The organism is Pseudomonas sp. GW821-FHT03A09 (genome assembly GCF_059421065.1).
In genome coordinates, this window is the sequence record NZ_JBWKUX010000002.1 from 338,691 (window position 1) to 351,085 (window position 12,395).

General features: G+C 59.9%; 9 protein-coding genes and 1 pseudogene. All 10 read right to left on the reverse strand.

The window, feature by feature from the left end; genetic code table 11:
* Positions 1 to 78: 78 nt before the first annotated feature.
* A complete protein-coding gene (locus AC07V4_RS04295) occupies positions 79 to 876 on the reverse strand; it encodes a transporter substrate-binding domain-containing protein (protein WP_492637610.1) in 798 nt (265 codons plus the stop codon).
* 219 nt (positions 877 to 1,095) lie between these two features.
* Positions 1,096 to 1,896, reverse strand: a complete 801-nt coding sequence (locus tag AC07V4_RS04300; RefSeq protein ID WP_492637611.1) for a transporter substrate-binding domain-containing protein — start codon at positions 1,894 to 1,896, stop codon at positions 1,096 to 1,098.
* A 184-nt stretch (positions 1,897 to 2,080) separates the two neighbouring features.
* Positions 2,081 to 4,653: pseudogene (gene mdoH, locus AC07V4_RS04305) on the reverse strand (glucans biosynthesis glucosyltransferase MdoH); the annotation flags it as partial.
* Complete coding sequence (locus AC07V4_RS04310) at positions 4,646 to 6,334, reverse strand: glucan biosynthesis protein G (RefSeq protein ID WP_492637769.1); 1,689 nt, start codon at positions 6,332 to 6,334, stop codon at positions 4,646 to 4,648. The gene AC07V4_RS04310 and the pseudogene mdoH, both read right to left, overlap by 8 nt.
* A 323-nt stretch (positions 6,335 to 6,657) precedes the next feature.
* On the reverse strand, positions 6,658 to 7,095 hold the full coding sequence (gene dtd, locus AC07V4_RS04315; RefSeq protein WP_492637612.1) for a D-aminoacyl-tRNA deacylase: 438 nt from the start codon (positions 7,093 to 7,095) through the stop codon (positions 6,658 to 6,660).
* Positions 7,092 to 8,063 carry a prolyl aminopeptidase gene (pip, locus tag AC07V4_RS04320; protein WP_492637613.1) on the reverse strand — a complete coding sequence of 324 codons (972 nt, stop codon included), beginning with the start codon at positions 8,061 to 8,063 and terminating at the stop codon, positions 7,092 to 7,094. The genes dtd and pip overlap by 4 nt, the downstream gene beginning before the upstream one ends.
* A gap of 103 nt (positions 8,064 to 8,166) precedes the next feature.
* Positions 8,167 to 9,102: an alpha/beta hydrolase gene (locus tag AC07V4_RS04325; protein WP_492637614.1), complete on the reverse strand. Its 936-nt coding sequence runs from the start codon at positions 9,100 to 9,102 to the stop codon at positions 8,167 to 8,169.
* Positions 9,103 to 9,239: 137 nt separating this feature from the next.
* The gene (locus tag AC07V4_RS04330) at positions 9,240 to 10,175 is read right to left on the reverse strand and encodes a choline ABC transporter substrate-binding protein (RefSeq protein WP_431751951.1); all 936 of its coding nucleotides are present in this window, start codon (positions 10,173 to 10,175) and stop codon (positions 9,240 to 9,242) included.
* 198 nt (positions 10,176 to 10,373) lie between these two features.
* Positions 10,374 to 11,174, reverse strand: coding sequence for an N-formylglutamate deformylase (gene hutG / locus AC07V4_RS04335; RefSeq protein WP_492637615.1), 801 nt, complete (start codon positions 11,172 to 11,174; stop codon positions 10,374 to 10,376).
* A gap of 11 nt (positions 11,175 to 11,185) precedes the next feature.
* Positions 11,186 to 12,391, reverse strand: a complete 1,206-nt coding sequence (gene hutI / locus AC07V4_RS04340) for an imidazolonepropionase (protein WP_492637616.1) — start codon at positions 12,389 to 12,391, stop codon at positions 11,186 to 11,188.
* Between the last annotated feature and the right edge of the window lie 4 nt (positions 12,392 to 12,395).

Genomic DNA, 12,395 nt, shown 5'->3' on the forward strand with positions numbered 1-12,395 from the left:
CCACATTTGATTTGTGAACACCGTCAAATGTGGGAGCTGGCTTGCCTGCGATGGGAGCGACTCGGTATTCAGCCAGCCTTATTCCATGTCCTTGAGCCACTCGGAGCTCTTGAACCACTTGTCATGGATGCGATCGTAGGTGCCGTCGTTGCGGATCTGGTGCAGGAAGTTGTTGATGTAGTTGATGCTGTCGTAATCGCCCTTTTTCAGACCAAACGCCAATGGCTCATAAGTGAAGGGTTCTTCGATGTACACCAGCTTGCCGTTGCCGACTTTTTTCTCGGCAACCACGTTGTAAGGCGCGTCATACACAAAGGCATCAGCCTTGCCGTTGACCACGTCCAGCACACCTTCCTGCTCGTTGTCGTAGCCGTGGTACTTGGCTTTGGAGATGAGTTTCTTGGCAACCATCTCACCGGTGGTGCCGAGCTTGGAGGTCAGGCGGAATTTCTCGTCGTTCAGGTCCTTGTAGGACTTGATGGTGCCTTCCAGGTCTTTGCGAATCAGCAGGGTCTGGCCGACCACGATGAAGGGTTCGCTGAAGTTCAGGCGCAGGTTGCGTTCCTGGGTCAGGGTCATGCCGCTGCCGATCATGTCGAACTTGCCGGTCAGGAAGGCCGGGATGATGCCGTCATAACCGGTGGAGACCAGCTCCAGCTTGACGCCCATGGACTTGGCCATGGCCTTGAGGATGTCGACTTCGAAGCCGATGATTTCACCGCGCTTGTCTGTCATTTCGAACGGCATGTAGGTCGGGTCCATGCCGACTTTCAGCGTGCCGCGCTTGACCGCATCATCGATGGCACCGGCCTGGGCCGCAGTGGCGGCGACCAGCGCCGTGACGCCGAGCATCAGCATCGAAAGATACTTTTTCATCATCAAGTCCCCTGAACGGTTCTTATAAGATCGGCGCGCAAAAGGGCTGCACCATTTCGGGGTGCGATCCTAACCCACTCGTTGCCCGTCACAAAGGTTTCACGGGTAAATGTTATCGGCGTATGTCGGAAATGCCTCACAACGGTGCAGCGAAGCGCAGCCGTAGACGCATCCGCCCAGAGAATCAGCCATTGATTGATGTGTAAGCAGTTATGAAATTCAGTCGATTTCGGCCATCCAATCGGTCTCCTTGAACCACTTGTCATGCAAGCGATCGTAGGTCCCATCCTGGGCGACCTGATTGAGGAAATGGTTGATCCAATTGAGGCTGTCGTAGTCGCCTTTCTTCAAGCCAAAAGCCAGGGGTTCGAAGGTGAAGGGCTGCTCCAGCGCCAGCAAAGTACCGTTCTCGGGTCGACTCATCACAATCAGGTTGTAAGGTGCGTCATGCACAAAAGCATCAGCCTTACCCTCTACAACCTGCCGCACACCCTCTTCCGAAGTGGCGAAACTGATCAGCCGAGCCGCACCCAGAAAACGTTGTGCCGCAGCCTCCCCCGTGGTGCCTTCTGTGGTGGCGACCCGGTACCCGGCCTCATCCAGGTCTTCGATACTGGTGACGGTACCGGCCAGGCGCGGGTGCAAGAGCACGGTTTGGCCCACCACGATAAAAGAGTCACTGAAATTCAGCTTAAGGTTGCGCTCCTGAGTGACCGTCATGCCGCTGCCAATCAGATCAAACTTCTTCGCCATCAGCCCGGGTATCAACTCGGTGTAAGGGACTGCAACCAACTCCAGCTCGACGCCCAGCGCACGGCTCATCGCCTGGAGCAGATCGATCTCGAAGCCGACAATACGTCCCTGTTTGTCCTTCATTTCAAAGGGCATATAGGTGGGCGTGGTACCGACCTTCAGCGTGCCACGGCGCACCGCATCGTCAATGGCGCCAGCCTGCAACAAGCCTGCGTGAATCAGTGCGAGAGCCCCCATCAGCCATGCCGAACCATACCTTTTGATCATGAATACCCCCGTAGCGCGTTGAGTTTGGGGGGGCGATGCTACCCCAGCAAAAGGTACGGTTGTACGCCTCGAACCAAGGTCTTTTGTTTCGAAATAACAAGGAGTTAGCGCTAAATGGAAGAAGCGCGAAACACTGTAGGATCAGCGTTTCAAGCGCCCCCGAAGTGAGCCTTCGGGGCGTCTGAATCAGGCTGGTTGAGCCTGGGACGACAGCGGTTGCAGCGGCAGCAACGGCGCATGCGGATCAGCCTTGATCGAAGCACGCCAGGCGCCAAGCCACTCGGCGTGACCTTCGCTCCAGACCTGTTGATGCAGGCGAGCCAGGGCGACCGGGTCACTGAGCAGGGCCAGGCGCTCAGCGTTGTTGAGGGCGGCGGGGCCGACCTTCAACGCATGGCGCACACGCTCGGCACGCAGGTGCTCGATCGGCTCCGCCTCGCGGTGACGCGAGGTCGCCAAGGCGCAGGCCAAGGCGTTCTGCTGCGGGTCGACCACCGAACGCACAAACCCGTCGTTCAGGGCGTGCCAACGGTTTTCGTGGGTGTACTGCTCGGTCGACAACAGTGCTTGCGGCGGGTTGTATTCCTCAGGAATCAGGAACAGGCTCTCGTCGCGGGACTTCAGACCCAGCTTGACCCGACTGGAAATGACTGACACCGGAATCGACAGCATCAGCGAACCAACAATCGGAATCAGCCACCACAGGAAGCTCGGGTTCAACCACACCACCAACAACGCCCACAGGAAGCCGAGAACCGTTTGCGGACCATGGCGCTTGACCGCCTCGCTCCACGGAGTGGAGTCGTCGTCACGTTGCGGCGAGTTCCAGGTCGCGGCCCAGCCGAGGAACGCGGCCAGTACGAAGCGGGTGTGGAAGATCATTCGCACTGGCGCCAGCAGCATGGAGAACAGCATCTCCAGCAGCATCGACAACGTCACCTTGAACTTGCCACCGAACTCTTTCGCGCCCTTGGCCCAGATCAGGATGATGCTCAGCAACTTAGGCAGGAACAGCAGCACGATGGTGGTGGAGAACAGCGCCACCGCCTTGTCCGGATGCCATTGCGGCCACAGCGGGTACAACTGGCGTGGTGCCATGAAGTACTGCGGCTCCATCAGGGTGTTCACCGCCAACAACGCGGTCGACAGCACCAGGAAGAAGAACCACAACGGCGCCGACAAATAGGACATCACGCCGGTCAAGAACACCGCACGGTGTACCGGGTGCATGCCCTTGACCAGGAACAGGCGGAAGTTCATCAGGTTGCCGTGGCACCAGCGACGGTCACGCTTGAGTTCGTCCAGCAGGTTCGGTGGCAGTTCTTCGTAGCTGCCCGGCAAGTCGTAGGCAATCCACACGCCCCAGCCGGCACGGCGCATCAGCGCCGCTTCAACGAAGTCGTGGGAGAGGATCGCACCGGCAAACGCACCTTTACCCGGCAATGGCGCCAGGGCGCAGTGCTCGATGAACGGCTTCATGCGGATGATCGCGTTGTGGCCCCAGTAGTGGGATTCACCCAACTGCCAGAAGTGCAGGCCAGCGGTAAACAGCGGGCCGTACACGCGGGTAGCGAACTGCTGCATGCGCGCATACAGCGTGTCCATGCCCGACGCACGTGGCGCGGTCTGGATAATCCCCGCGTCCGGCGTGGCTTCCATCAGGCGTACCAGGCTGGTCAGGCATTCGCCGCTCATTACGCTGTCGGCGTCGAGCACCACCATGTACTTGTAATCACCGCCCCAACGACGGCAGAAGTCGTCGAGGTTGCCGCTCTTGCGTTTTACACGGCGGCGACGGCGGCGATAGAAGATCTTGCCGAAGCCACCGGCTTCGCGACACACATCCAGCCAGGCCTGTTGTTCGGCGATGCAGATATCGGCGTCGTTACTGTCACTGAGCACGAAGAAATCGAAACGGTCCAGGTCACCCGTGGCCGCCACCGATTCGAAGGTGGCGCGCAGCCCGGCAAATACGCGGGGCACATCTTCGTTGCAGATCGGCATCACCAAGGCGGTGCGGGCATCCTGCGGAATCGGCTCATCGCCGGCACTTTTGCCGGAGATGCGGTATTTATCGTGACCGGTGAGCAGTTCCAGGAAGCCCATCAGCGCCGTCCAGAAACCCGCCGAAACCCAGCAGAACAAAATCCCGAACATGATCAGGATGCTGGTTTGCAGGGCGTAAGGCAGTACCTGGGTAGCGGTTTGCAGCAGGGTCTGGTTGCGAATCTCGTCAAAGTCGACCAGCGACCACCCCTGGTACGGCATGATGCCTTTCATGTACCAGCCGGCCACGATGGTCTGGCCGAGCATCAGGATCAGCAGGATATAGCGGCGGATCGAACCCACCGTACGCCAGCGCGCGGCCGGCAATACACGCTCGTCTTTCGGCGGCTTCGGCGGGTTGGTGCGACCGGTCATCCGGCGCCAGCCACGCACCAGGATGTTGGTGCGCCATGGCTCGGGCACCACCTTGGTCCGACGGATCGGCGGCGTGGCCTTCAGGCACACCCGGCCACTGGCGTCGAGCGCCAGCATTTCGGCGTCTTGCAATTCCTCGGCGGTACCGAGGGTCAAGCGAGAGCCCACCGATGCCTGGGCGGCATCGGTCGGTGCATCGAAGGTCTTGGACGACAGGCGTTCGTGCAACTCGCTGAAGGACGTACAGCCCGCCAGTTCGGCGCGCTGTTCGGCAGTCATCGGGAGATGCGCCAGGTACTCGGACAGAGTCTCGGGCGTAGCGTGTGAATTACTCATCGGCAGGCAACTGGTAGCTCCAGGTTTCGGTCAGGACTTGTTCGGTCTTGGCCGGTTCCGGTGTGGCTGGGGCAGCTTCTGGCTGCTTGGCTTCCTTGTCTTTTGCTTCTTTGGCGTCTTTCTTGGCTTGTTTCTCGTGCTGTTTAGCCAGCACTTTGTCAGCCTTCAGCACCTGGGTCGAAACCTTCTCAGGCTCCGGTTTCACGATGTCCTGGACCAGGGCTGCACGCATTTCGGTCGGCTTGCCTGCGTCCTTGATCTTCATACGCAGGGTCAAACGCCAGCCTTTGGTGTGCTCGTTGTAGCGCACGCTGTTTTCAACGATCTCGGCGTTATCGCCAACACTCACCTGGCTGCGCACCGGGGCGTCCACCGGCAGGTTCTTCAGGGACGGGCCCTCGAAGTCCACCAGATAAGCCACGCTACCGTCAGGTTGACGGATCAGATTGGATTGTTTCACGTCGCCGGTAGAACGCAGGGTCTGCTTGACCCAGGCGCTGTCGGCCGGATGCAGGTCTTTCTCGTCCATGGTCCAGTGCAGGCGGTAGCTGACGTCCAGCGGCTCGCCGACTTTTGGCAGCTCGGCCGGGCTCCAGAACGCAACGATGTTGTCGTTGGTCTCGTCTGCGGTAGGGATCTCTACCAGGTCGACGGAACCCTTGCCCCAGTCGCCTTCAGGCTCGATCCAGGCGCTTGGGCGCTTGTCGTAGTTGTCGTCCAGGTCTTCGTAGTGGCTGAAGTCGCGACCACGTTGCAGCAGGCCGAAACCACGAGGGTTTTCCACGGCAAAGTTGCTGACCGACAGGTGTTTAGGGTTGTTCAGCGGGCGCCAGATCCACTCGCCGTTACCGGCATGGATCGACAGGCCGCTGGAATCGTGCAACTCGCGACGGTAGTTGAGCACCTTGGACGGCTGGTTGGCGCCAAACAGGTACATGCTGGTCAGCGGGGCAACTCCCAGCTTGCTGACCTTGTCGCGCAGGTACATTTGGGATTTGACGTCGACAATGGTGTCGGTGCCAGGGCGCAGGGTCAGGCGATAGGCACCGGTAGCCCGTGGCGAGTCCAGCAGGGCAAAGATCACCAACTGTTTTTCACCCGGTTTTGGGCGCTCGATCCAGAACTCGGTGAAACGCGGGAATTCTTCGCCGGACGGCAATGCGGTGTCGATCGCCATGCCACGGGCGGACAGGCCATAGGACTGGCCCTTGCCGACGACACGGAAATAACTGGCGCCGAGCATAGTCATGATTTCGTCTTGCTTGTCAGCCTTGTTGATCGGGTACAGCACACGGAATCCGGCATAACCCAGTTGTTCGGTGGCTTTAGGATCAAACTTCACGTCGCCGAAATCGAAACGCGTCGGGTCGTACTTGATTTCGGTGACGCTGTCGGCGGTCACTTCGTTGATTTTCACCGGTGTATCGAAATGCATACCCTGGTGATAGAAGGACAGCTTGAACGGGGTGTTCTGATCGGCCCACTCGGCTTTTTCGTTGCGGAAACGAATCTTCTGGTAATCAGCGAACTTCATTTCGCGGAATTCGTTCGGCAAATTGCTGCGCGGAGCTTCGTATTTCTGCCCGGCCAGCTCTTTTGCCTTGGCCGACACATCATCCAGACTGAATGCCCACAGTTGACCCGCGCCGAACAGGCAAAACAGGGCAGAGCCCGTCACCAGTGCGTTTCGTAACCGTTTGGCAGACAATTTTGGTGCATTACAGGGACTAACAATCACGAGCAACCCTCGCCGAAAACAGATCAAAAAACCAACGGCCAGCTATCTATATGCCAGGTTGGCGAGCATTGTTCCGACTCCCCAGGGGCTAAATGATTCCCCAAAGGCCGTCGGACAAGTCTCTACCTAAGTCAAAAATGGACCAAACAACGCTGATCCCCATAGCGCGCGATTATCTAGTAGCCCGCGATACAACGCATCAGGGTCAACGAAGTATTTGTAGCGAAAGCCTGCGTTTTTAGGCATTAAAGTCGTTTTTAATACATTCATGTCTGTAAGAGGAATGTCACAGGGCCATCATTGACCAAATGCACCTGCATGTCAGCGCCAAAACGCCCTGACGCCACCTTGCCATGCAATTGTTGCGCTTGTAACAACAAGTGCTCGAAAAGCGCCGCCCCCAAGGCAGGAGGCGCCGCCGTGGAGAAGCTCGGCCGCAACCCACTCTTGGTATCCGCCGCCAGGGTGAATTGGGAAACCAGCAGCAAACCGCCGCCGATATCCTTCAAAGACAAGTTCATCTTGCCCTCATCGTCGCTGAACACCCGATAGTTAAGCAGCTTGTGCAAAAGTTTGTCGGCACTCTCGGGCGTATCTGAGGGTTCGACGGCGACCAGCACCAGCAAACCCTGGTCGATCGCGCCCACGACATCACCCGCCACCTCGACCCGGGCACAGCGCACCCGTTGCAACAAGCCCTTCATGCTTCTTCAGGCGGCAAGTCGAGCAGGCTGCGCGCCATTTCACCGGTCGCACGCACCAGTGCATCGGTGATGCCGGGTTCGGATGCAGCATGCCCAGCCTCGCGAATCACTTGCAGCTCACTGTTGGGCCACGCCTGATGCAGCTCCCAGGCGTTGTCCAACGGGCAGATCATATCGTAGCGGCCATGGATGATTACGCCAGGCAGATGGGCGATCTTGTGCATGTCGCGAATCAGTTGGTTGGGTTCCAGGAAGGAGTTGTTGGCGAAGTAGTGGCACTCGATTCGTGCGATGGACAACGCACGCTGCGGCTCGGCAAAGCGCTCCACTTGCGCCTGGTTCGGGCACAGGCCCAGCATGCGCCCTTCCCAGGTCGACCACGCCTTGGCCGCGTGCATCTGGGCGATCTGGTCGTTGCCGGTCAGCCGCTTGTGGTAGGCGCTGAGCAGGTCGTGTCGCTCATCCTGCGGGATCGGCGCGAGGTAATCCTGCCAGTAATCCGGGAACATGCGGCTGGCGCCCTCCTGGTAGAACCAGTGGATGTCCTGGGGGCGCGCCAGGAAAATCCCGCGCACGATCAGGCCATGCACGCGCTCCGGGTGGGTTTGCGCATAGGCCAGGGCCAGGGTCGAGCCCCAGGAGCCACCGAACAGCACCCATTTATCGATGCCCAGGTGCTCGCGGATGCGCTCCATGTCAGCGACCAGGTCCCAGGTGGTGTTGTTTTCCAGGTTGGCCCGAGGGGTAGAGCGCCCACAACCGCGCTGGTCAAAGGTGACGATGCGGTAAAGGTTCGGATCAAAATAGCAGCGGCTGTTGGCGTCACAACCGGCGCCAGGGCCTCCATGGATGAAGACAACGGGCAAGCCTTCGGGGGAGCCGCTTTCATCGACGTACAGGGTATGGGTGTCATCGACAGCCAGATCGTGCCGGGCGTAGGGTTTGATCTGCGGGTACCAAGTCTGCATTGCGCGCTCCGTAGGGTGTCGGGTTCATCCCTGGGGGGACGTCTGTTATTTTGCCGTCTGGCATCATAAACCCGAATTGTGCAATGAGCATGTCCTTGAGCACTTAGACCTGTGTCAGCACTTCGCTCTTGAGGAAATGCAGCAGATAGTCATACAGGCGATCCACCTCTGGCACTTGGCCGCGTGCGCGCAAACAGCCGTGGATCAAGCCTTTGCCTGGATACAACACGGCTTCGACACCGGCCGCTCGCAGGCGCTCGGCATACAACATGCCGTCGTCACGTAGCGGGTCGAACTGGGCCACGGCGATCAGGGCGCCAGGCAAACCGCGATAATCCTCGGCGAGCAGCGGCATGGCATAGGCCGATGGTTTGCCTGTGCCCTGCAAGTACAGCGCGAGATAACAATCGGTGTCAGCAGTGCTGAGCAACGGCGCGTCCATGCAATCACGACGGGACGGCAAATCGGCCGGGCCGCCCAAGCCTGGGTAAATCAGCACTTGGGCTCGGGGCAACGCTTGGCCGCCATCGCGCAGCCCCAGGCACAACGCCGCCGCCAGGTTGCCACCGGCACTGTCGCCGATCACCACCAGGCATTGCAGGTTGATGGCGTGAGGCCCTTGACCCGCCTGGATCGCCTGCCACACCGCGCGGCAATCGTCATAGGCTGCCGGGAACGGATGCTCCGGCGCCAGACGGTAGTCGATGGCGATCACCAGCACTTGCAACGCATTGGCCAGTTCGAAGCAGATGAAGTCATGGGAATCCAACCCACCGACTACCCACCCGCCACCATGCATATAGAGAAGGCACGGCCAGCCCGCGGTCGGTACGGGAGCCGTAGGTGCATAACTGCGTACGCCAACGCCCCCCAAGGAAAAGTCTGACACCTGAAGCCCTTCAGGCGTCGGCGGCGTAAACGCTTGGCACATGCGATCGTAGTTCTGGCGCAGGCCGGCCAGGGACGAGTCGTCGCTGGAGAAGGATTCGGTCTTGGCGACGAAAGTGCGCATCTGCGAAGAAATAGGGTATTCGGCCATGCATAGACTTCCCTGGCGATGGATATTCAATGTGGGAGCTGGCTTGCCAGCGAAGGCTATCTGTCAGTTGATACATCTTTGACTGATACACCGCTATCGCAGGCAAGCCAGCTCCCACATTTGGATTAGCATCCGGCTTAAAGTTTGAGGCTGGCTTGCACCGCCGCCACGCCATCACCGCCATCAAACGCCGTGACCCCGGCCAGCCAGCGTTGCAAATCCTCGGGATGATCGCGCAGCCATTGCCTGGCCACGTCCTGGGGCGATTGGCGCTCCATGATCGGCACCATCAATTGGCTTTCCTGGGCAGCGGTGAACGTGAGGTTTTCCAGCAACCGGTTGGCGTTGGGGCAACGCTCGGCGAAGTCCGGAGCAGTAACGGTGGATACGGTGGCGCGACCTTCGTCGGGGCCGAACACATCCTCACTGCCGGTAAGGTAGGTCATCTTCATATTGATGTTCATCGGATGCGGGGTCCAGCCGACGAACACCACGAACTCCTTGCGGTTCACTGCACGCTGCACCGCCGCCAGCATGCCGGCCTCCCCGGAAGCAACCAGCTTGAAGCCACCGAGACCAAAGTGATTGGTGTCGATCATTTTCTGAATGTCAGTGTTGGCGCCGCTGCCGGGTTCGATGCCATAGATCTTGCCGCCCAGCTTGTCCTTGAAGCGGGCGATATCGGCAAAGGTTTTCAGGCCCGCATCTGCAACGTACTGCGGCACGGCCAGGGTGGCCTGGGCATCGGCGAGGCTGGGTTTGTCGAAGACCTTGACCTGCTTGGCCGCCAGGAACGGTGCGATGTTGTTATCCATCGCCGGCTTCCAGTAACCCAGGAAGATATCCAGGCGTTTGTCGCGAATCCCCGCAAAGATGATCTGCTGCACGGCGCTGGTCTGTTTACTGTCGTAACCCAAGCCGTTGAGCAGCACGTCGGCCATGCCGGAAGTGGCGACCACGTCGGTCCAGCTGACCACGCCCATGCGGATGTTTTTGCAGGCGCTTGGCTCGGCGGCCATGGCATTCGCGCTGAGTAGTGCGGCGCCAGTGAGGGATAACAACAGTTTTTTCATGGGTGTGGGCTCACTCGGCTGTTTTTATTCAACAACCTTACCCAGCAGGGATGCTGTCAACACGAACGGTGGCGACTGGCAGTTGCACTGTGGCGACTGTACGAGCGTTATCGGGGGCAAGCCCCCTCCCACACTTGACCGAGTTCCCACATGAGAATGCGGTCGAATGTGGGAGGGGGCTTGCCCCCGATAGCAATTTCAGCCGTAGCGCTTTTGTCCCCAGGCTAGAAAAGCTTCCAGCAACTGCGTCAACACCACCTGGGTTGGCTGAGCCAAGTCTGGCCGATAGCGGAACGGCTCGAACTCTTCCATGTAGGTGCTCTGGCACAGCTCCAACTGCACGGCATGAATATCCTGCGCCGGATTACCGTAATGCCGGGTGATATGCCCACCCTTGAAGCGCCCGTTCAGCACATGGGTGTACTGCGGATGTGCGGCGCAGATAGCTTCCAACTGGCTGGCCAGCTCCGGATCACAGGAGGCGCCGTTGAAAGTGCCGAGGTTGAAATCCGGTAGCTTGCCGTCGAACAGGTGCGGGATCACCGAACGGATCGAGTGCGCATCGAACAACAACGCATAGCCGAACTCTGCCTTGAGCCGCGCCAGCTCCTCTTGCAGCGTGCGGTGATACGGGCCCCAGACCTTTTCCAGGTAGGTTGCGCGCTCTTCCTTGGACGGCTCCAGGCCTTCGCGGAACAACGGCACACCGTCGAACAGCGTCGCCGGGTACAAGCCGGTGGTGGCGCCGACGTACAACGGTTTGTCGTCGGAGGGCCGATTCAGGTCGATGACAAACCGCGAGTACTCGGCCGCCAAAGTGCTGGCGCCGAGCTCTTCGGCAAAGTCATACAACGCTGGGATGTGCCAGTCGGTGTCCGGCAGGCTTTGTGCCTCGGGAATCAAACCGCCCTCGACGGCGGGTGTCAGGCGCACACCTGCATGGGGCATGCTGATCAGCAGTGGCACACGGCCTTGTTTGAAAGTCAGAACCTTATCCACAACCACACTCCTCAAACAGTGACGTCGACGCCGTGGCGCACGACGCGTTTATCCAGCTCGCCACCCAGCCAGTAGGCCAGGTCGGCGGGACGGTCGATCTGCCAGGCGACAAAATCCGCGACCTTGCCCACTTCCAGGGAGCCATGGGTGGCGCCCATGCCCAAGGCCGTGGCCGCGTGCTGCGTGGCGCCGGCCAGGGCTTCTTCCGGAGTCATGCGGAACAAGGTGCAAGCCATGTTCAGCATCAGGCGCACCGACAATGCAGGTGAGGTGCCGGGGTTGAGGTCGCTGGCGATGGCGATTTTCACACCGTGCTTGCGCAGGGCGTCCATCGGCGGCAACTGGGTTTCGCGCAGGAAGTAGAACGCACCCGGCAGCAATACCGCGACGGTGCCGGAAGCGGCCATGGCGATGGCATCTTCTTCGGTCATGAACTCCAGATGGTCCGCCGATAGTGCCTGGTAACGCGCCGCCAGGCTGGAGCCGTGCAGCGAAGAGAGTTGCTCGGCGTGCAGCTTCACCGGCAGGCCGAGTTGCTGGGCAACCTTGAACACGCGCTCCACCTGTTCGGTGGAAAACGCCAGGTATTCGCAGAACGCATCCACCGCGTCCACCAGACCTTCAGACGCCAACGCCGGCAGCATCTCAGTGCAGATGTGGTCGATGTAATCGTCTGCGCGGTCCTTGTACTCCGGCGGCAACGCGTGGGCCGCCAGGCACGTGGCCCGCACGCTGACCGGCAGCGCGTCCCCCAGACGACGTGCTACCCGCAGCATTTTGCGTTCGTTGACCAGGTCCAGCCCGTAGCCGGACTTGATCTCTACCGTGGTCACGCCGTCTCGCAACAAACTGCGCAGGCGCTTGTGGGCGCTTGCGAACAATTCATCCTCGCTGGCGGCGCGGGTGGCGCGCACGGTGCTGGCAATACCGCCACCCTTGGCTGCGATTTCAGCATAGCTCACGCCTTGCAGGCGCTGCTCGAATTCGCCGCTGCGGTTGCCGCCGAACACCGTGTGGGTGTGGCAGTCGATCAGCCCGGGGGTGACCCACGCGCCTTGCAGGTCATGCACTTGGGCGTAGCCCGCCTTTGGCACTTCGCTGCGGGGGCCGATCCACTCGATGAGCGAACCTGCTGTGACCATGGCGGCATCCTCGATGATCGAGTATTTGCCGTGGGCCATGGTTGCGACGTGGCAGTGTTGCCAAAGCGTTTTCATCAAC